The sequence below is a fragment of the Streptomyces sp. NPDC058239 genome (assembly GCF_042882185.1).
GTDB lineage: Bacteria > Actinomycetota > Actinomycetes > Streptomycetales > Streptomycetaceae > Streptomyces.
In genome coordinates this window covers 69,065-88,135 of record NZ_JBHVWS010000004.1, presented here as the reverse complement: position 1 = coordinate 88,135, position 19,071 = coordinate 69,065, and the positions used below count along the sequence as shown (strand labels likewise).

The 19,071-nt window shown below is 71.6% G+C and carries 17 protein-coding genes and 1 pseudogene; 9 read left to right on the top strand and 9 right to left on the bottom strand.

Going from position 1 to position 19,071, the window contains the following annotated elements:
• Positions 1-60: 60 nt before the first annotated feature.
• The 4 genes and pseudogenes from ACFVYE_RS07545 to ACFVYE_RS07530 all read right to left on the bottom strand — a co-directional run bounded on the left by ACFVYE_RS07545 (position 61) and on the right by ACFVYE_RS07530 (position 3,354).
• Positions 61-1,338, bottom strand: a complete 1,278-nt coding sequence (locus ACFVYE_RS07545; RefSeq protein WP_383977272.1) for an aminotransferase class I/II-fold pyridoxal phosphate-dependent enzyme — start codon at positions 1,336-1,338, stop codon at positions 61-63.
• Between the two features lie 145 nt (positions 1,339-1,483).
• Positions 1,484-2,335 (bottom strand): SMP-30/gluconolactonase/LRE family protein, encoded by an 852-nt coding sequence (locus ACFVYE_RS07540; protein ID WP_383977271.1) that lies wholly within the window; start codon positions 2,333-2,335, stop codon positions 1,484-1,486.
• 109 nt (positions 2,336-2,444) lie between these two features.
• A pseudogene (locus tag ACFVYE_RS07535) lies at positions 2,445-2,660 on the bottom strand (helix-turn-helix domain-containing protein); the annotation flags it as partial.
• Between the two features lie 109 nt (positions 2,661-2,769).
• Positions 2,770-3,354: a TIGR03086 family metal-binding protein gene (locus ACFVYE_RS07530; protein ID WP_383977268.1), complete on the bottom strand. Its 585-nt coding sequence runs from the start codon at positions 3,352-3,354 to the stop codon at positions 2,770-2,772.
• An 82-nt stretch (positions 3,355-3,436) separates the two neighbouring features.
• Here ACFVYE_RS07530 and ACFVYE_RS07525 point away from each other — a divergent pair, with 82 nt between their 5' ends.
• From ACFVYE_RS07525 to ACFVYE_RS07515, 3 genes are all read left to right on the top strand, one after another.
• Positions 3,437-4,945 (top strand): bifunctional phosphatase PAP2/diacylglycerol kinase family protein, encoded by a 1,509-nt coding sequence (locus ACFVYE_RS07525; protein ID WP_383977265.1) that lies wholly within the window; start codon positions 3,437-3,439, stop codon positions 4,943-4,945.
• Between the two features lie 216 nt (positions 4,946-5,161).
• Positions 5,162-5,971, top strand: coding sequence for a methyltransferase domain-containing protein (locus tag ACFVYE_RS07520; RefSeq protein WP_383977262.1), 810 nt, complete (start codon positions 5,162-5,164; stop codon positions 5,969-5,971).
• A gap of 24 nt (positions 5,972-5,995) precedes the next feature.
• Positions 5,996-6,349, top strand: a complete 354-nt coding sequence (locus ACFVYE_RS07515) for a VOC family protein (RefSeq protein WP_383977259.1) — start codon at positions 5,996-5,998, stop codon at positions 6,347-6,349.
• Between the two features lie 72 nt (positions 6,350-6,421).
• Here ACFVYE_RS07515 and ACFVYE_RS07510 read toward each other — a convergent pair whose 3' ends face one another.
• Positions 6,422-8,392, bottom strand: coding sequence for a DUF5107 domain-containing protein (locus tag ACFVYE_RS07510; RefSeq protein WP_389604527.1), 1,971 nt, complete (start codon positions 8,390-8,392; stop codon positions 6,422-6,424).
• A 254-nt stretch (positions 8,393-8,646) separates the two neighbouring features.
• On the opposite strand from ACFVYE_RS07510, the gene ACFVYE_RS07505 reads away from it, so the two are divergent.
• Positions 8,647-9,000 carry a DUF6204 family protein gene (locus ACFVYE_RS07505; RefSeq protein WP_389604524.1) on the top strand — a complete coding sequence of 118 codons (354 nt, stop codon included), beginning with the start codon at positions 8,647-8,649 and terminating at the stop codon, positions 8,998-9,000.
• Between the two features lie 63 nt (positions 9,001-9,063).
• Here ACFVYE_RS07505 and ACFVYE_RS07500 read toward each other — a convergent pair whose 3' ends face one another.
• Positions 9,064-10,158, bottom strand: coding sequence for a galactosyldiacylglycerol synthase (locus ACFVYE_RS07500; protein ID WP_383960139.1), 1,095 nt, complete (start codon positions 10,156-10,158; stop codon positions 9,064-9,066).
• 410 nt (positions 10,159-10,568) lie between these two features.
• Between ACFVYE_RS07500 and ACFVYE_RS07495 the strand changes: the two genes are divergently transcribed.
• From ACFVYE_RS07495 to ACFVYE_RS07485, 3 genes are read left to right on the top strand one after another with little or no spacing between them, the layout of a single operon-like run.
• A complete protein-coding gene (locus ACFVYE_RS07495; RefSeq protein WP_383960142.1) occupies positions 10,569-11,384 on the top strand; it encodes an SDR family NAD(P)-dependent oxidoreductase in 816 nt (271 codons plus the stop codon).
• Positions 11,385-11,392: 8 nt separating this feature from the next.
• Positions 11,393-12,352: a DMT family transporter gene (locus ACFVYE_RS07490; RefSeq protein WP_383960144.1), complete on the top strand. Its 960-nt coding sequence runs from the start codon at positions 11,393-11,395 to the stop codon at positions 12,350-12,352.
• Positions 12,353-12,363: 11 nt separating this feature from the next.
• Entirely contained in the window at positions 12,364-13,101 is a 738-nt protein-coding gene (locus ACFVYE_RS07485) for a polysaccharide deacetylase family protein (RefSeq protein WP_383960147.1), read from the top strand.
• 201 nt (positions 13,102-13,302) lie between these two features.
• Here ACFVYE_RS07485 and asnB read toward each other — a convergent pair whose 3' ends face one another.
• Together asnB and ACFVYE_RS07475 are read right to left on the bottom strand one after the other, a co-directional pair.
• Positions 13,303-15,150: an asparagine synthase (glutamine-hydrolyzing) gene (gene asnB, locus ACFVYE_RS07480; RefSeq protein ID WP_383960150.1), complete on the bottom strand. Its 1,848-nt coding sequence runs from the start codon at positions 15,148-15,150 to the stop codon at positions 13,303-13,305.
• A 331-nt stretch (positions 15,151-15,481) separates the two neighbouring features.
• The gene (locus ACFVYE_RS07475) at positions 15,482-15,802 is read right to left on the bottom strand and encodes a hypothetical protein (protein ID WP_383960153.1); all 321 of its coding nucleotides are present in this window, start codon (positions 15,800-15,802) and stop codon (positions 15,482-15,484) included.
• Between the two features lie 398 nt (positions 15,803-16,200).
• Here ACFVYE_RS07475 and ACFVYE_RS07470 point away from each other — a divergent pair, with 398 nt between their 5' ends.
• Positions 16,201-17,493: a hypothetical protein gene (locus ACFVYE_RS07470; protein ID WP_389604521.1), complete on the top strand. Its 1,293-nt coding sequence runs from the start codon at positions 16,201-16,203 to the stop codon at positions 17,491-17,493.
• 214 nt (positions 17,494-17,707) lie between these two features.
• Entirely contained in the window at positions 17,708-18,433 is a 726-nt protein-coding gene (locus tag ACFVYE_RS07465) for a carbon-nitrogen hydrolase family protein (protein WP_383960159.1), read from the top strand.
• Here ACFVYE_RS07465 and ACFVYE_RS07460 read toward each other — a convergent pair.
• Positions 18,430-19,014 (bottom strand): GNAT family N-acetyltransferase, encoded by a 585-nt coding sequence (locus tag ACFVYE_RS07460; protein ID WP_383960161.1) that lies wholly within the window; start codon positions 19,012-19,014, stop codon positions 18,430-18,432. The two genes, ACFVYE_RS07465 and ACFVYE_RS07460, sit on opposite strands and share 4 nt — an antisense overlap.
• Positions 19,015-19,071: the final 57 nt, after the last annotated feature.

Sequence of the window (19,071 nt, the reverse complement as noted above, 5' to 3'; positions counted from 1 at the left end):
ACGGGGTGATTCGGAGTTGTCCGGAGTCGGTTCGGCATCTCGGTCCGGCATCCCGGTTCGTCATCGGAGTTCGTCGAGGGCCTCTTTGAAAATGCTCAGGGCTTGAGCCACATGCGGCAATTCCAGGGGCGCCACAGCGGTGAGGGACTCCATCTGCTGTTCCGGGGCCGACCCGAGGAGCGTCCCGGTGCCCAGCCGTACGCGCAGCGCCCCCAGTTCGTCGCCGAACCGGTGGCCGCCCGGCGCCGGTGCGCCGAGGCGTTCCGTCAGGTACTCCTCCAGTTCGAGCGAGTCGGTGACACCCCGGTCAGCGAGCCGGGATCTGAGCGGCCCGAGGTCGGCGTAGAGATGGCGGCCGGCCTGCGGGGGTCTGGCCAGCGCGCCCGATGCGAGGACCGCGCGGTGGGCCGCTGCCGCGACCTGCGCCTGGAGCGCGGCGGCCCGGCGGACCCGGTCCGTGACGGAGTCCGGTTCGCGCAGCGCGTGGGCGGCGGCCATGGCGACGGGCCCCGCGACATGCGCGCCGAGTGCGGTGAGGATGTCGAGGGTACGGGCATGGCGCACCGCTGCCCGCTCGGTGTCCGGGAACCGGGCGACCGCGACCGGCCAGGCGGACGGGGTCAGCGCACCGGCGAGATCACAGACGACCGTGACATCGTCGGGGCACATTTCGGCCGGACTGAGCAGGACCGTGTCGTGCGGCCGGTGCAGGGTGTCGCGCCAGGTCTCGTCACTGACGATGTGCAGCCCTTCGGCGACCGCCGCCTCGCACGCCTCGCGCACGAGTTCCGGCGGGGCGACGGTGGCGGTCGGGTCGTCGACGACGGAGATCAGCAGCAGCCGGGGCCTGCCTCCCTCGGCGCGCACCCTGCGGACGGTCTCCAGCAGCGCGTACGGATCGGGCACGCCGCCGCACTCGGCCGGGGTCGGCACATGATAGGCGGGTCTGCCCAGCAGCCTGGCCTGCGGAATCCAGGTGGCTGTGCAGGGGCGCGGCATGAGCACGTCGCCGCCGTGCGCGGCGATCAGCGCGAGCAGCAGCGGCGAGGCACCCGGGGCGGCGGCGATGTTCTCCGGGCTGCCGCGCAGTCCGCGCCGCTCCCAGTAGGCGGTCGCGGCCTCGCGCAGGGCGTCGCCGCCGCCGGTCGGTTCAGGTTCGCTGCGGCCGGCCGCGGCGGCGAGCACCTCGGCCAGCTCGGGCAGGACGGGCAGACCGGGATCGGGTGCGGGCGGCCCGTACCGGACGGGACCGCGGTCCTCCCGTACGGAACTCACACCACTCCCGTCCTTCTCTTTGCGCCCCGCCCGTCCGGTCCGCTCGGTCCGCTTCCGCCCCATCCGGGCCTCCTTCGCCGCCGCCCCGTCCCGTCGTCTCGCACTCAGGGCCCTTTATACGAGGGTTCGGCCGACCGCGCCCGCCCAACGGCGCCGTCGAGGCACCCGCCCGGCAGCGGGCCATCGGTAACGGCCGAGGGAGGCGGGCTCAGCCCGCGAAGGCCGTCCCGGGCATCCCGTGCCCCGCGTCCGGCAGTACCAGCAGCGAACCGGACAGCGGATGCGGAGCGGCGAGCCCGGTGCGGGCCGAGGTGATGTAGAGGTCGCGCAGGTCCCTGCCGCCGAAGGCGCAGGCCGTCGGGCGCTGTACGGGGAGTTCGACGATCCGGTCCAGGGCACCGTCGGCCGTGTAGCGGCGCACCGCAGCGCCGTCCCACAGAGCGACCCAGACGGCTCCCCGGGCGTCGACCGTCAGCCCGTCGGGGAATCCCGCACCCTGCTCGACGGTGGCGAACGGGCGTCGGTTCACGGCGTGTTGACCGTCGAAGTCGAAGACGTCGATACGGCGCGTGGGCGTGTCGATGAAGTACATCAGCCGCCCGTCCGGACTCCACCCGATGCCATTGCCGCAGGCCACGACGGGCAGCACCGGGGTGACCGCGCCGTCGGGTGCGACGCGGGCGAGGCTGCCGCCGGTCTCCGCGCCGTCGTAGCGCATGGTGCCCGCCCACAGCGCCCCGTCCGGAGCGACCGCCGCGTCATTGCCGCGGCGTCCGGGCTCCGGGTCGTGGACCAGCCAGCGAAAGGCGCCGTCGGGGTCGTACAGGCCGATGCCGTCGCGCAGATTGACCACAAGTCCGCCACCGGCGCGCGGCTTGGCGGCTCCGACGTGCTGTTCGGTGGCCATCACCGTACGGCGGCCGCTGACCGGGTCGTAGGTGTGCACGCGGGCGGAGACGATGTCGACCCAGATGAGCCGGCCGGTGACGGGATCCCAGGTCGGTCCCTCGCCGAGTTCGGCGTGCTCGTGTACGGCAACATCCAGGCGTGTGGTGGTCACTTCTGCCCCTCGTGGTGTCCGAGCCGGCCGGAGAGCGCGTCGGCACCGTCGGCCGCGAGGCTTGCCGGCTCCTCCTCGCGCTCCTCGGTCCAGCGGATCATGGGTACGGATATGGAGAGCGCGGCGCCGGGCGGTAGCGGCCCGGCCGGTCCGCGACCGGCACCGGACAGGAGCGGGCCGCGAGGGTGGTGAGCGGTTCATGGGCGGTGGTACGCGGCAGCTGGAGCTTGCGGGTGACCTCGGGGGCGGTGAGCGTTCCGTCGCCGTGGAGGAAGAGCTCGAGTACGTCCGGAGTCCTGGTCACCGCGGGGACGAGTCGCCCCATGGTCGTGCACCCATCTCTCGCGTCCGGCACTCCGGTCGATGACCGGCATCACGAACACAGGGTAATCGGGTGGCACTTGCCGCGACAATGCAGGTGACCGCGGGCGAGGTCAGGCCCGTCGGCCGAGGAGCGCGAGCAGTTCGGTCTGCGGGCCGGCGTCCGCGGGGGTCTCGACGGGCGGAGCGAACAGGCCGCTCTGCGAGAGATCCTTCGCATACGGTCCGACCTCGCGGCGCGTGAACGCGACCAGTGGTGCGGGCAGCCGCTCGTCGGCGCCGATGGCCCGGGACAGGTCCCAGGCGTGCACCACCGCGTCGGCCACCATCTGCGCGCAGTAGGCATCGGCGGTGCTGTTCCCGTACGACAGGTTCACCGTCCGCTCCAGGGCGCCGGGCGCCTCGAACGCCCGGCGCGCCCCGTCCGCGGCCCGGTCCCACACGGCTACGGGGTCGTCGCCCAGCACATCGCCGTCGAAGGTGTCACCGACCTCGGCGACGGTACGGCCCTCGGTGAGCAGGGGCGGCACCCAGAGCTGCTCGGAGGCGAGATGGGTGACCAGATCGCGGACGGTCCATTCGGTGCACGGCGTCGGTGCGGACCACTGGTCGTCGCGTACGGCATGCACCCGGTCCGTGAAGAGCCGGAGCGCCTCGCCGTGGCGGTCGAGAATTTCGCTGGTGGGGACAGATGCCATGGGGTCCACTCTCCCCGGCCCGTGACGGGTGCGCGAGCGCGCCTCCTGGTTCGGCACGCCGGGGCGGGGTATTCGCTGTCCCATGTCTGCACCACGCCGTACCCCGTTCACCGGCCGGTCGTCCACCGCACTGCGCGACTGGCTGCACCGCCGCGATCTCGCCGTGTTCCATGGCCTGGCCCACCGGAACTGGCCGGGCGCCGAGCCCGTGCTGCCACGACTGAGCCGCAGCGCCGATCACGGGCTGCTGTGGTTCGGTGCCGCGGCGGGCCTGGCGGCGCTGGGCGGAAGTGCCCGGGCCCGGCGGGCCGCGCTGCGCGGGATCGCCTCGCTGGCCGTGGCGTCGGCCGCGATCAACACCATCGGCAAGGGCGCGGTACGCAGGCAGCGTCCGCTGCTGGACGCCGTGCCGGTGATCCGCCGGCTCAAGCATCAGCCGTTCACCACGTCCTTCCCTTCCGGGCACGCCGCGTCGGCCGCGGCCTTCGCCACTGGTGTCGCCCTCGAATCGAAGGGCTGGGGTGCGGCGGTCGCACCGCTCGCCCTGTCCGTCGCCGCCTCCCGCGTCTACACCGGAGTCCACTATCCGAGTGACGTGCTGGCCGGTGCGGTGCTCGGCGCGGGGGCCGCGCTGGCGCTGCGCGGTGTCGTACCGACCCGCGGACAGCTCCCGGCGCCGGGCCGCCCGCCCGGCCATGCGCCCGCGCTGCCGGCCGGCCAGGACCTGGTGGTCGTCGTCAACGAGGAATCGGGCACGGCGACCGCGACGGCCTCGCTGGTACGGAATGCTCTGCCGCGCGCCGAGGTGGTGGAGTGCACCCCCGAGGAGCTCTCGTCCGAGTTGGAGAAGGCGGCGGGACGGGGCAGGGCACTGGGGATCTGCGGCGGGGACGGCACGGTCAACCGGGCCGGGGCCGTCGCCGCCGCGCACGGTCTGCCACTCGCCGTGTTCCCGGGCGGGACGCTGAATCACTTCGCGTACGACCTGGGCATCGAGACCGTGGACGACACCTGCGCCGCGCTGACCGCGGGCGATGCGGTCCGGGTCGACCTCGGCCGGTTCCGGCCCGGCCCCGAGGGGCCCGACGGTGGGCACGGCCACTTTCTCAACGCCTTCAGCCTGGGCGTCTATCCGGAATTGGTACGGACCCGTGAGCGCTGGGCCCCACGTATCGGGGGCTGGCCGGCGGGCTTGGTCGCGGCATGGGAGGTGCTGCGTGGCGAGCGTCCGCTGGAGGCGGAGCTGGAGGGCCGGCGGCGCCCGCTGTGGCTGCTGTTCGTGGGCAACGGCCTGTTCCAGCGGGTGGGTCCGGCACCCGGCCGCCGGCACAATCTCGCGGACGGCCTGCTGGACGTACGGGTGGTGCACGGTGGGCGCACGCCGGGGCTGCGCCTGCTGGCGGCAGCCGTCGCGGGCCCGCTGACCCGCTCCCCCGTACATGCGGCAAAACGGCGCCGGAGTGTGCGGATCGCCGGCCTGAAGCCCGGCACACCTTATGCGTACGACGGCGAAGTGGCGTACAGCGGACGTGAGTTGGTGATCGACAAGCTTCCGGAGGCGCTGACGGTGTACTGCCCGATGCCGGTATAGAGGAGCGTCCGGGAATCAGCCGCGCGCGAGCGAACAAGGGGCGGCCGACTGCGTGTTGGCCGCCCCTTCCGCACACCGGTCACCTTTTGATCGTCCATATATCAAGACACGCATCTCATCATTCGACATTCGAGCGTACGGTGACCGTATCGATCAGCGTTTCGCGGTTCGCATTTCGCGCTCTGCGTTCTGCGTTCCGAGAAAGGATCCACGGCCATGCCGAAGGAGACCGCCGTCTACACCCACGGCCACCACGAGTCGGTGCTGCGCTCGCACCGCTGGCGCACCGCCGCCAATTCCGCGGCGTATCTGATCGACGAACTCCGCCCGGGCATCGCAGTGTTGGACGTCGGCTGCGGCCCCGGCACCATCACCGCGGATCTGGCCGCGCTGGTCGCCCCCGGCCGGGTGACCGCCGTCGACACCAGCCGGGAGATCCTGGACCGGGCGGCCGAGTTCGCGGCCGAACGCGGCCTGGACAACGTCGAGTTCACCACCGCCGATGTCCATGCCCTGGACTTCCCCGACGACTCGTTCGATGTCGTCCATGCCCATCAGGTGCTCCAGCACGTGGGCGACCCTGTGCAGGCGCTGCGCGAGATGCGGCGCGTCTGCCGCCCCGGCGGAATCGTCGCGGCTCGCGACAGCGACTACGCGGCGATGACCTGGTACCCCGAGGTACCGGGCATGGACGCCTGGCAGGAACTGTACCGACGGGTGGCCCGCGCCAACGGCGGCGAGCCGGACGCCGGCCGTCGGCTGCTCTCCTGGGCCCGCCGGGCCGGCTTCACCGACATCGCCCCGACCGCCGGCAACTGGTGCTTCGCCACCCCGGAGAGCCGCGCCTGGTGGAGCGCCATGTGGGCGGACCGTACGGTCGGCTCGGGGTACGCGAAGCTGGCCGTGGACGGCGGCCACGCGAGCACCGAGGAGCTGACCGCGATCGCCGCGGCCTGGCGCGAGTGGGGCGCACGGGGCGACGCCTGGTTCATGGTCCCGCACGGCGAGGTGCTCTGCCGGGCCTGAACACCGCCAACTACCCTTGTCCGCATGGACATTCTGGGAACCACGCTGCGTATCTGCGTCGACGACCTGGAGGCCGCGGTGGCCTTCTACGAGGACCTCACGGCCACTTCTGCGCTGCGCTTCGAGCGTGGCGGCGTCTCGGTCGCCGCGATCAGCTGCTTTCTCCTGATGAGCGGCCCGGAGTCGGAGCTGGAGATCCTGCGCAAGGTGACGGCGACGATCGCGGTCAAGGATGTCGACGAAGCCCACGCCTCCCTCACCCGCGTCGGCGCCCGGATCCTCGCAGGCCCGGTACCGACGCCGGTGGGACGCAATCTGATCGCGGTGCATCCGGACGGCTCGGTCTTCGAGTACGTCGACCGGAACCTGACCGTCTGACCTGCGGCCCCCGGCCCGCGGCCGTCCGGCCCGCGCCGGTGGAGGTGGTCGCGGGCCGGACGGCTTTCGCCATCAAGTCCTGGGACGCATCCGGTAGTTGTATCTGTCCGGCAGCGGCTCCTCGGTGAGCTCGGCCCACACCTCGTCCAGGATTTCCGCGCCCTCGCGCAGATCCGCCACCTCGAAGCCCTCGTCGAACACGGCCCGGGCGGCGGCGCGGTCGCCCTCGGCGATCAGCAGCCGGGCCTCCAGCAGGCGGAAGCGGCCGCGCTGCCGGAGTGCCGGGCGCAGGCCGGCCCACACCGTCCGGGCCGCTTCGGGGCGCCCTGCCGTCAGCAGTGCCTCCATCGCCTCGCGGCCGAGCGCCGCCGTGGCGGACGTCCAGACATCGCCGTCGTCGCGACGTTCCACGCACAGGTCGTCGAACGCCTCGGTGTAGAGGTCGGCCGCCCGGTCCCGCTGGCCGCCCTCCTCGGCGGCGACGGCGAGGCAGCGCAACAGCGGCCAGCGGGACGGGGCGAGGGCCAGTCCGCGTTCCCAGCTGCGGACCGCCTGTGCGCGGTCGCCGGCGTGCCACTGGGCGACTCCGAGGTGATACTCCGTGAGGGGTTCGGCGGAGGCCGTCTCCAGCATGTCGCGCCAGTGCGGTGAGACCAGGGAGGGGCCGGGCGGGACCACCCTGCGCGGTTCGGGGAAGACGCCCTGGTCCAGCAACTCCAGCCAGGGGGCCTGTTGTTCACCCAGGGTCGACTCGGCGAACGGTGTGCCGGGGAGCTTGTACTTGCCGCGCCGGACTTCGAGGGCACCCCAGCCGGAACCGGTGGCGAGCGGCTCACCGGGCTCGCTGTCGGCGCAGGGGCGCCAGGCGGCGTACGCGGCGTCGACATCCGCGCGGGGCAGCGCCTCGGCGAGCCGCCGCTCGGTCTCGGCGCGGGCCGCCGCCCAGTCGTCGCCGTGCACGGCCCGGGGGTCCGCGGACAGCGGTCCGTACGACTCCAGCCAGCTGAACTCGGCGCCCGGTTCGAGGGGGATGTGCTCCAACTGGGTACGGGCGAGTCCGGCCTGGATCTCGGCGTATCCGACGGTGCCGGGCTCGGTGAGCCACTCCTGCCAGCGGCGCCCGCCCGGGCCGCTGCCCCACAGGAACAGCTTTCGGCCGCGCAGCAGATCGGTCGACGTCTGGACGAGTCCGTGGCCGTCCTCGTCGAGGGAGGCGATCCAGCGACGGGCGCCTTCGGGCACCTCGTAGAAGTAGTCGGCGGGGAAGTCACCGCGCAGCGGGTACGTACGGTCGACGGAGCCGGCCTCGGGGACCGGGACCCGGGTCAGAGTCCGCTCGTAACCGAAGTGCCATGCCTCGTCGGCCGGGGCCAGGACGCGGGTGCGCTCGCCCTCGGGTACGGCGATGTTGGACCACCAGTAGACGGGTGCGGTGTGTTCGTGCGGGTTGCGTATCCGTACGCCGACGTGCAGGAAGTCGGAATCCTCGGGCAGCCAGAGGTCCACCTGGAACGGCAGGTCGCGCAGCCGCTCCCACTCCCAGAGGCGGACCATTTCACCGCCGTCGGGTGCGGACACCCGGGCGGCATGGACCGGGGCGCAGGACAGTGTGGTGTGGCCCGTGGCGCCTGTGTTCCATTCGATGCCGCCGGAGAACCAGGCACCGTTGAGCGCGAAGTCGGCGGGCTGCAGGACCGGGTTGGTGTAAAGGAGTTCGCGGCCGGTCGGCTTGTGGTGGAGGGAGTGGATGCGGCCCCCGAGCCCGGGCAGGACGGTGGCCCTCAGCCGGTCGTTCTCGATGATGATCGCGTCCAGTCCGGTGGGGACGCGTTCGCGCCCGTACCCGTCGAGGATGCGGACCGGGAGCACGGTGGCCAGTGGTTCATAGCCGATCTGGCGTGCCATGTCACGTGGCAGTCCGGCCCGGTCGCGGTCGTCGACGACATGCATCTCGTCGAGCGGCCGCAGCGCGGGCAGCGGGTTCTCCGGGCCCAGTGGTGCGGCGGGCAGAGTCAGTACGGCACGTCGTACGGTCGTGGCCAAGGCAACCTCGCTCCCTCACACGGGCCGCCGCAGGTCCGGGCGCCCCCGATGACCATGGAACACGCTGGACAGCGGCCCGGCCAGGGGCGTCGCCGTCAGACTTCGGCAAAAGTCCACGGAGGCGACGGCCGGGGTCGCCCTCCCCGCAATGACCCGGGGCCGCCGCCCCCGCGACAATTCGCGTGCGCCCCGCCCTCATCGCCGTAACCTTGGCCCTCGACGGTTCACGAGCGGAATGCGGAGCGGAAAACACGATGAGCACGCAGCACACCTACCGAGTGATCGTGCGCGGTACCTGGGACGGTCTGACGGACGAGGCGCGCGCCCGGCTCCTGTCCGAGGTGGACCTGCATGGCCTGAGCGCGATGCAGTTCACCGAGGAGGGCTCGCTGACGTACGACCGTGTGCTCAAGCATTTCAGCTTCCGGTTCGTGGTCGTGTCGGACGCCGGGGACGGCGAGGAGATGGCATCCGCGATCGCCGAGGACCGGGCCGGGACGCTGCTGAGGGAGCAGGGGTACGGCCATGGCGAACTGCGGTCCACGGCAACGGACATGGACACCATGAAGATCAACTACAAGGGGCGGCGGACGTCAGGAGCGGCGTGACACCGCACCGAAAGCTGCCACAGGTGCACTGAGCAGGGAAGCCGTTGCTTCCGGATGGGCCGTTCAGCCCGGCCGGACCAGAGCTTCGAGAGGAAGCACGCCCGCGCCGGAGAACAGACTGCGGGCTGTGGTGATGCGCCGCTCGCGCGCCGGGCCCGAAGTGGTCAGGTTGTCCAGGGCCCGGATCAGCGCCCACGGGTCCGGTGCGTAGTCGGTGAGACCGTGCTCGGCCATCCGTCGGGCGCCCTCTCTGCCATGCCCCGGAATGGGCCGATAGCTGACCACCGGCAATCCGACGGCCATCGCTTCGAGCGCCGTTTGCCCTGCCGCGTTGTCGATGAGCGCGCGGGAGGCCGTCATGAGTCCTGGCATGTCGTCGACCCAGCCCCTTGCATCGGCATGGGCGATACGTGACAGGTCCCGGCGAAGGCGTGTGTTCGTGCCGCAGAGCACGACCGGTCTGTAGCCCGCCGAAGCCACCAGCCGCGTGGTCTGCCCCAGGTGGTCGCCGGCGCCCCAGGCCCCCGTCGAGATCAGCACCGGCGGACGGTCCGGCGAGTCGAGCCGCCGCTGCCAGTCCGCCGCCGTGGGCGCCGGGGCATGGAACCGGGGCGCCACCAGAGCGCCGGAGGTGACGGCCGGACGCCGTACCGCTCGCCGTACCCGACGCGCAAGATCGGGTGTGAGACACAGATGGAGGTCGTTGCCCGGATGCAGCCATTGGCGGTGAACAGCGAAATCGGTGATGACGACAGCGCTCGGGACCGGGAGTGCGCCGCGCGAGCGGAGCCCGCCGGTGAGCTGGGCGGCAAGGTGGAAGACGGGTACGAGCACGTCCGGTCGTTGTTGCGCGACGAGCATCAGCAGTCTTCGCTCCGCGAGGGCGGCCAGCGGGGCGCTCCCGGGGCGGGGGCCGCCCCCGGCGCGGAAGAACGCCGTGTACAGCCCGGCATAGACCACGGGCATGCGGCAGATGACCGACCGGTAGAAGGAGCGCAGTCCGCTGCCGATACCGGGGGGCAGCAGATCAAGGACATCGACCGTCGTCGTCCGCCCTCCGCCTGCCTCCAGCCGACGGGCCAGTTCGGCGGCCACCGCATGGTGACCGGAGCCCATGCCTGCGCTCAGGATGAGGAAGCGTCCGGGTACCGCGTTCATCCGTCGTACACCCCCTCCCGGGCGTCGGTACAGGAGGCGGCCGTTACCGGCCCCCGGAGTCCCGTTCCGCCATCCGGAGCCGACAGCGCCGATGGCGCCTTCACTCGTCGCAGCGGGAACACCTGAGTCCGGCCGAGGCTTCGACGCGCGGCCGGAGGCTCGACCGCATGACCAACAGGCACATGACCACCCTCGTTCGGCGAGCATCCGAAGGATCCGTCGGAAGAGACACGGAACGCGGTTCCATTCTGTGGGCGCGAGCGGTGCGGTGCGGTGAGGCGAGGGCCCCGACGGTTTTGCCGACGCCCGTCCGGGCTACTCCTAACCCGACACGGCGACGCGAAGTCCCACATCCTGAATGTGTGAGGGGCGGGCACCGCGCCGTACCGTGCTGAGACAGGGGAGAAGCCATGTCACGTGCTCCGGGCATCACTCACCGCGGCGTGCCCAGCGGTGACGAGTCGGACGGCAGGGGCGTCCGGGCGGGTGTGGCCCTGGTGACGGGGGCCTCCTCGGGTATCGGCGCCGCGGTCTCACGCCGGATCGCGGCCGAAGGCGGCTGGCAGCTCCTGGTCGCCGGCCGCGACCGCGAGCGGCTGGACGGCGTGGCGGCGACGACGTACTCGACGGCTCTCTACGCGGACCTGATGTCGGCCGAGAGTACGGAGCAACTGGTCAAGGAGGCCCTCGACACCGCCGGCGGAGTCGACCTGCTCGTGGCGGCAGCGGGGGTCGGCTGGGCCGGCTCCTTCCGTTCCATGCCGGCTGCCGCCGCCGACCGGGTCCTCACCGTGGATCTGGTGTCCGTCGTCCATTTGGTACGGCTCCTGCTGCCGCACATGCTCGCTGCGGGGCGCGGGCACATCGTGCTGATCGGATCGGTGGCGGGATCCGCAGCTGTCCGGGGTGAGGCGGTGTACTCGGCTGCGAAGGCAGCCATTGCCGCCTTCGCCGATGCGCTGCACTACGAACTGAGGGGAACCGGAGTACGCATCACCCATCTGGTCCCCGCGGTGGTGGACACCCCGTTCTTCGAACGCCGGGGGTTGCCGTACACCCGTTCGTGGCCCCGGCCCATGCCGCCGGAACGCGTCGCAGACGCGGTCTGGGACGCCGTTGTCGCGGGCCGTGACGAGGTGTTCATCCCCGGCTGGCTGCGTTTGCCGGGATGTGTGCGCTCCGTCGCCCCCGGGCTCTATCACCGTCTCGCCACCCGCTTCGGCTGAACAGCGACATGAACGTTCTCGCCGTGATGCTGGCGCTGTCGGCGGCTCTCGCCAACGGAGCCGCATCCGTGCTGCAACGGCGGGCCGCCATGGAGCAGGTGGAGTTCGAGGCAGCGGGCGGCAGACCGGATGTGCGGCAGGCGGTGCGCCGATTGGCGCAGCTGGTACGCCGTCCTTTCTGGCTGGCCGGTGCGTCGGCGCTCGGGCTGTCCGCGGCCTTCCAGGCGGGCGCGCTGGCGGTCGGCAGCCTGTCGGTGGTCCAGCCGCTGATGGCGAGCGAACTCCTCTTCACGCTGTTGCTCGGCACGGCGGTCTTCCATCACCGTCCGGGCGGCAGGACGTGGGTGTCGTTCCTGATGCTCGCCGTGGGGCTGGCGCTCTTCCTGTCCGCCGCCGGCCCGTCGGTGGGTGAGGCAACGGGACAGGCCGGCACATGGCTGACTGTCGGCATCTCCGCCGCGACGGCAACGGCCGCGCTGACCCTGCTGGCCCGGCCCCTCGAGGGCGCCGCCCGCGCCGCGGTGCTGGGCTGTGCCACCGCCGTCTCCTTCGCATGTACGGCCGCTCTGATCAAGGAGGTCACGGGCCGGATCCCGGAGGGTGCGGCCGCGGTCTTCACCACGGGGTACCTGTACGCGATGTGCTGCGCCGGTCTGTTGAGTCTGCTGCTGCTCCAGAGCACCCTGCGTGCCGGGACGCTCGCCGCCTCCCAGCCGGCGCTCACCCTCGGGGACGCGCTGCTGGGTGTGGTGCTGGGGAAGGCACTGTTCGATGAGCGGATCGCGCTGGGCGCTCATCTGCTGCCGGCCACGCTCGGTGCCTGCCTGATCGCTGCCGGAACAGTGGGCCTGTCGCTCTCATCGGCGGTCGCGGGTCACTGGGACTCGACGAGAGGGAACGACGACGCGACGGAGCAGGCCCGACCGCAACCGATGGCCGACAACGACGAAGGCGCGGAATCCCGATGAATCCCCGGCCCATGAAGCTCCCTCCTGCGTTCCGTGCCCCACTGGCCGCGTCGGCGCTGGCACTGACCGCTCATGTCGCCCCCGCCGGCACCTGGCTGCCCGGTTTGCGGCGCAGGTGTTTCCCCTCCCTGGCCGGCCTCGGACACCCTCGCCACATCGCCCTGACCTTCGACGACGGCCCGGATCCCCGCTCCACCCCGCACTTCCTGCGCGTATTGGACCAGTTGTCCGCACGCGCCACGTTCTTCGTGCTCGGGGAGAGTCTTCTGCGCCATCCGGAGCTCGGCCGCGACATCGTCGGCCGCGGACACGAACTCGCCGTTCACGGATGGACGCACAGCCGCCCATGGCTTCCCACCGTTGTCCGGGACACGCGCGAGGTCTCGCGCGCCGCCGAGGCGGTACGAAGGATCTCGGGCGCCCGGCCGTTGTGGTACCGCCCTCCGTACGGAATCCTGACGGGCGGCCGCTGGGCCGCGGCCCTGCAGTCCGGGCTGAGGCCGGTGCTGTGGTCGGCCTGGGGCCGGGACTGGACCGAGGGCGCGACCCCCGAGAGAGTCCTGGCGACCGTGCGCAGCGGACTGCGGGGCGGCGGCACGGTCCTCCTCCACGATGCCGATCTGTCGGCATCCGGCCGGTGGCGGCCCGCACTCGCGATGCTGCCGGAAATGATCAGCGGCCTCCGGGCCGAGGGGCTGACCGTCGGCCCGCTCGTCGACCACGGCCTCACGCCCCTGCGGGTCCGTTGAGTACGTCGACCCCGACGGGGACACTCCTCTGCGGGAGGAACCGCCGGAACCGTACCCTCATCGGCCGACGCGCTCGGGCCACCTCTCCGGCGCAACCCTCCGACGGAGTCGTGCAACGCACCGGTGCCGGGCGATCCGCGAGGTGAGCCGGTGCGGCATCCGAACACGGATGCGCGCGCCACGCCGGAGGCGGCGGCCCGCTCAGCCGAGGTCCACCTCCGGCTCGTACATGTCCAGCCACATCGCGAGGTCCAGGGTGCGTTCCAGGCCGCGGCGGGACGCCGAGGTGATCCGGGGTGCGCCGTGGTCGGCGACCCGTTGCAGCCGGGTCCGGTCGATGAGGTCGAAGACCCGGTGGTCCGGGCGGGCGAGCAGGTCGCGGGCGTGCTCCTGGAGGGCGACGGCGTACTTGGGGTCCTGGGTCGACGGATAGGGGGTCTTGGTCCGCTCGTACACGGACCGGGGAAGCAGATCCGCGGTCGCCTCACGCAGCAGGCTCTTCTCCCTGCCGTCGAAGGACTTCAGGGCCCAGGGGGTGTTGTAGACGTACTCGACGAGCCGGTGGTCACAGAACGGCACCCGGACCTCCAGGCCGACGGCCATGCTGGCGCGGTCCTTGCGGTCGAGCAGGATGCGTACGAACCGCGTCAGGTGCAGATGGCAGATCCTGCGCATGCGGTACTCGAAGTCGCTCTCACCGGTGAGCCGTTCGATGCCGGCGACGGCGGAGTCGTAGCTGTCGCGGATGTACGTCTCCAGGCCGAGGGCCTGGTTCACGTCGTCGCGGAGCATGCCCGCGTCCTCGCCGAAGTGCTCGGCGAACCGCACCAGCCAGGGGAAGGTGTCGGCGCTGCGGGCCTCCTCGTCGAAGAACTGGAGATAGCCGCCGAAGACCTCGTCGGCCGACTCGCCGGACAGCGCGACGGTCGAGTGTTCGCGGATGGCCCGGAAGAGCAGATAGAGCGAGGCGTCCATGTCGCCGAGGCCCATGGGGATGTCCCGGGCCCGGATCATCCGGGCGCGTACGTCGGGATCGGCGAGGGTGTTCGGGTCGAGCACGATGTCACGGTGGAGGGTGCCCGCCTGCTCGGCCACGTCGTGCACGAACGGGGTGTCGGGGGTGGTGCGCAGTTCGTCGGCGACGAAGTTCTCGGTGCGTCCGACGAAGTCGACGGCGAAGGTGCGGACCTTCTCGCCGCTCCTTGCGAGCTCCCGGGCGGCCAGCAGGGTGACCGCGGACGAGTCGAGGCCGCCGGAGAGCAGGACGCAGCGGGGTACGTCGGAGACCAGCTGGCGGCGCACGATGTCGTCGAGCAGCGACCGGACGTTGGCGATCGAGGTGTCCCGGTCGTCCGGGTGCGGACGGGTCCTGAGCTGCCAGTAGACGTGCTTGCGCAGGCCGCCGCGGTCCACGGTGACGACCGTGCCGGGCTCCACCTCGTACATGCCGTCCCATACGGCGTGGCCGGGGTTTTTGACGAGGGTGAAGAGCTCCCGGAGCCCGTCAAGAGTCACCCGGGGCCGGGCCACGGGATTGGCGAGGATGGCCTTGGGTTCCGAGCCGAAGAGCACTCCGTCGGGCGTCGGCCAGTAGTAGAAGGGCTTGACGCCCATCCGGTCGCGGATCATGACGAGTTTGTCGTGGCGACTGTCCCAGAGGGCGAAGGCGTACATGCCGTTGAGCCGTTCGGCGACGGACTCGCCCCACTCCAGATAGCCGTGCAGCACGACCTCGGTGTCCGAGTCGGTGATGAAGCGGTGCCCGCGGGCGGTCAGTTCGGTACGGAGTTCGGTGAAGTTGTACGCCTCGCCGGAGTAGACGAGGGCTACTTCCCCCTCGGGTGTGCCGACGGTCATGGGCTGGCGTCCGCCGGGCAGGTCGATGATCGCGAGCCGCCGGTGTCCGAGCCCCACGTGATCGGCGATCCAGGTCCCCCGGTCGTCGGGGCCCCGGCAGGACATGGTCTCCGTCATCGCGTCCAGCGTCGCGACGTCCTCGGCTGCCCGCAGATCACGGTCGAAGGAGACCCAGCCGGTGATGCCACACATACGTCCTCCCGATTCGGTCCCGGCCGGGAAAGCGTTCGTAGGCACGGTGCCGTCCCCCGGGCGGCGTGCCGAAAGCGAAGGCCCGGCAGAACCAGTTGTATTTAGCAGCTATGTAACGAGCCTCTGCCTGCGATTGCCTACGGTCAACACGGTCGTTACATCGACGGAGGCCGGCCCCTCATACTTTCGGCCGCCATTTTTCACTTCCTATACGGAGTGCTGCGCTCCGCAGCCCGTACGGGAGCGGCCTGCGGGCCAGTGGGGAGCCCGAATCGGCCACGGGCAAAGACTTGACCAATCCGGGGTGGGCCGGTGGGGTGCACCCTGCGGGTCAGCCGATGGTCCGATACCCGACATCGGGCAGATGCGCCTGCCATTCGTCCTTCGAGAGACCGCCCCGGGAGCGTGGGCAGACGGCGGCGGCTGCGCGCCGGCGCTCCTCCCGGTGCGCCGCCTCCCCGCCTCGGGCCGCCGCATGGGCGAGGGCGACGGGCAGCGACGGCAGGCGCTCGCCGGCTGCGGCGGCGGAGAATGCGGGTGCGGAGCAGCGCGTGTGCCGGGCCATCGCACGGTAGGTGGGGCTGCCCGCCCGGCGGCGGAGTCTGCGAAGTTCATGGGCGAACATCTGCACCGCACCGGCGGCAGGATCCACCGGTCCCCCCGGACGTCCCACCCCGTGCCCCCACCGTCGAGTCACCGAACCGGCGATCACGCCATTCGCCGTCGAGTCGACCGGGCCATGTCGCTGAACAGCGCAAATGAAATTGATGGGCCCAGCCTGCGGGGGCTGCCCATCAACACGACGGACGATCGGCTGAGCGAGAGACCCCCCCCCTTCGGACGGAGCACGTCATCTCTCTCATCCAGCGCACCTCCCCCGCTGCCGATTCGCGAACGGCACATCTCCCGCAACCGGTCCGGAGCTCCCTGCGCCGGGCCGTCCCGTGGACCCCCGGCCTGCCGGCCCTGCTCATCGGAGTCTGGGGAATCCGTCGCCAGGACACCCTGTGGGGAGACGAGGCGGTCACCTATGCAATGTCACATCGAAGTGTGCCGCAGATCTGGCACACCCTGGCCCATATCGACGTCGTGCACGGCCTGTACTACCTGATCATGCGGGGCGTGTTCGGCCTCTGGGACGGCGGCCTGGTGGCGCTGCGCCTGCCGTCGGTACTGGCGGTCGCCGCGGCGGCGGTCGGCATCGTACGGCTGGGGCAGCGGCTCGGAGGGACGTGGACCGGGCTGTTGGCGGGCCTCGTCCTACCGCTGCTCCCGCCGGTGCAGCGGTATGCGCAGGAGGGCCGGTCCTACGCCCTGGTCTGTGCGCTGATCACATGGGCGAGTTGCCTCCTCGTCGCCGGCCTCTCCCGGCCGGGAAGACGGGGCTGGGTGGCGTACGGCGCGGTGATGCTGACGGCCTGCCTGCTCCACGAGCTCGCCGTACTGATGCTCCTGGCCCATGGTGTGACCGTCTTCCGGGCACGATTGGCGCGGCCGGTGACGCGGGCGTGGAGCATCGCGGCGGGTGGGGTGCTCGCCGGTCTCCTCCCGCTCGCCGCCTTCAGCACCACGCAGTCCGCGCAGGTGGACTGGATCGGCACGCCGGACACCGGGGAAGTGCTGGGCTTCGTCGCGACGGCCCTGCTGGGCGTCGCCTTCGCCCGCTTTGCCGGCCGTGCGCGCGGACCGATCACATTGTCCGCGCTCGCGCTCCCGCTGCTGATCCTGCCGAGCACGCTGCTCATGCTGACGAGCCCGCTGCATCCGTTGTACGTGGACCGTTACGTCCTGGCCTCCGCCGTCGGCTTCGCGCTCCTGGCGGGCTCGATGCTCGACCGGCTCCGGCAGTCGGCATGCGGTGCCGGAACCATGCAACGTGTGACATGTGCTGTGGCACTGGCCTCGGTGCTCGCCGCCCTCGTACCCGTGAGCACCGCGCTACGGAAGCCGGGGAGCCGCGAGAACGACGCTGTCGCGATTGCCCGGGCAGTCCAGGACATGGCCGAGCCGGGAGACGGGCTGCTGTTCATGCCGTCACGCAGACGCGTATGGACGCTGGCCCGGCCGGGCTCTTTCCGGTCCCTGTCCGACCTCGCCCTGGAACAGACCCCGGTCGCCTCCAACACGCTGTTCGGCAGGGAGCTGCCACCGGACCGGATCCGCGCGCACATCCTGACCAGCACACGCGTCATCGCGGTGCGTGACCTGGAGGGCCAGCCCCTGGAAGCGAACGCGCCCGAGGCGGTCAAGCGCTCCACCCTCGACGCCTACTTCGAGGAATGCGCGAGCCGAACGGTCACACAGGCGCGCATCACCGTGTACGGCAGGCCCGGCCACTGCTGAACCGCGCCGACCGAACCGGTCCGGGTGACCGGCCCGGGTGACCGCGCCGACCGAACCGGCCCGGGTGACCGCTCCGTCCGACTGACCCGGCCGGCTCCTCCGGTTGAGCTGCTCTATAAGCTGGTCACGACCTTGTTCGCGTCGGTGACCTGCGGTTCTCCCCGGGCGGTCCGCCCCCGAGGTGCCCGGCCGACCGGTTGATCCGGAGTACCTCGTGCCCGTACCGCTCACTGTCGCCGTCGCCCAGCCCGACTGTGCCCATCTCGACGTCGCCGCCAACGCCGTGGTTCATGCGGAGGCGATCGGCCGGTCGGGGGCACGGCTGGTCGTCTTCCCGGAGCTGTCGCTCACGGGCTACGACCTCGCCGCTCCGGCCGTGTCACCCGACGACCCCCGCCTGCGGCCGATCGTCACGGCGTGCCGCGAGGCGGGCGCGACAGCCCTGGTCGGGGCGCCGGTGCGCGCCGCGGACGGGCGTGAGTACATCGCCACCCTGGCCGTCACGGGCGAGGGCGCGAGCGTCGTCTACCGCAAGATGTGGCTGCACGGCGAGGAGTCCGACCGCTTCGCCCCGGGAGAGAAGCCCGAGGTCCTGGTGATCGACGGCCTGCGGCTGGGGCTTGCGGTGTGTTACGACGCCGCCGTTGCCGAACACGCCGCCGCCACCGCCGCGCTGGGCATCGACGCTTATGTGGCGAGCACCCTTTACGGACCCGGGCCCGAGCAGGCCGCCCGGCGCGACGGGCACATGAACCGGGCGGCGCTGGCCCATGGTGTGTGGGCGGTGCTGGCCACCGCGGCGGGACCGAGTGGCGTGTACGCCCTCACGTCGGGCGGCTCCGGCATCTGGGCACCGGACGGAACCCCCAGCGTGCAGGCCGGGCCCGAGCCCGCTGCTGTGGTGTCCGCGACCGTGGGCACGGCCCGACCCGGGTACTAGACGCCGTCCTGGCTCAGCATCTCGGCCGTGATCGCCCACCGCTCGTGGTCGCGCCAGGCTCCGTCGATGAAGAGGAAGTCCGGCGAGAACCCCTCCAGGCGGAATCCGGCCCGTCCGACGAGGGCGAGCGAACCCTCGTTGGCGGGCTGGATATTGGCTTCGAGACGGTGCAGACCGAGCGGCCCGAAGGCGTACCGCAGGACCAGTCCCAGCCCTTCGCTCATCAGGCCGCGCCCCGACGCATGGGCGAAGACCCCGTATCCGAGCGCGCCGCAGCGGAACGCGCCGCCGACGATGTTGTTGATGTTGATGAACCCCGCGATCCTGTCACCGGCCCCACCCTCGCCGGCCCCGCTCTCGCCGCTCCCTGGCTCGCAGACCAGGAAGCCCGCCTTTGTGGGGTCTTCGATCAGCCGGCCCGCGTAGACGGCGTACGCGCGGGCATCGTCGGGCGGGAAGAGCCAGGGGCTGTGCATGTCCCGGCTCTCCCTCGCCCGGGTGGTGAACTCTTCGGCATCCGCTTGGGTGTAAGGACGGATCGCCGTGCGCGATCCCTGGGCCAGATATACGAATTCGGACATCCGGCCAGCCTAGAACGTGCGGTCGATCCGTCGCGTACGTGATCCCCGGACCGCCCG

Bases quoted from the DNA above. Each gene is read 5' to 3' on its own strand.
- ACFVYE_RS07545 (WP_383977272.1), bottom strand. From the start codon at position 1,338: ATGGGGCGGAAGCGGACCGAGCGGACCGGACGGGCGGGGCGCAAAGAG.
- ACFVYE_RS07530 (WP_383977268.1), bottom strand. From the start codon at position 3,354: ATGGCATCTGTCCCCACCAGCGAAATTCTCGACCGCCACGGCGAGGCG.
- ACFVYE_RS07525 (WP_383977265.1), top strand. From the start codon at position 3,437: ATGTCTGCACCACGCCGTACCCCGTTCACCGGCCGGTCGTCCACCGCA.
- ACFVYE_RS07520 (WP_383977262.1), top strand. From the start codon at position 5,162: ATGCCGAAGGAGACCGCCGTCTACACCCACGGCCACCACGAGTCGGTG.
- ACFVYE_RS07515 (WP_383977259.1), top strand. From the start codon at position 5,996: ATGGACATTCTGGGAACCACGCTGCGTATCTGCGTCGACGACCTGGAG.
- ACFVYE_RS07505 (WP_389604524.1), top strand. From the start codon at position 8,647: ATGAGCACGCAGCACACCTACCGAGTGATCGTGCGCGGTACCTGGGAC.
- ACFVYE_RS07500 (WP_383960139.1), bottom strand. From the start codon at position 10,158: ATGAACGCGGTACCCGGACGCTTCCTCATCCTGAGCGCAGGCATGGGC.
- ACFVYE_RS07495 (WP_383960142.1), top strand. From the start codon at position 10,569: ATGTCACGTGCTCCGGGCATCACTCACCGCGGCGTGCCCAGCGGTGAC.
- ACFVYE_RS07490 (WP_383960144.1), top strand. From the start codon at position 11,393: ATGAACGTTCTCGCCGTGATGCTGGCGCTGTCGGCGGCTCTCGCCAAC.
- ACFVYE_RS07485 (WP_383960147.1), top strand. From the start codon at position 12,364: ATGAAGCTCCCTCCTGCGTTCCGTGCCCCACTGGCCGCGTCGGCGCTG.
- asnB (WP_383960150.1), bottom strand. From the start codon at position 15,150: ATGTGTGGCATCACCGGCTGGGTCTCCTTCGACCGTGATCTGCGGGCA.
- ACFVYE_RS07460 (WP_383960161.1), bottom strand. From the start codon at position 19,014: ATGTCCGAATTCGTATATCTGGCCCAGGGATCGCGCACGGCGATCCGT.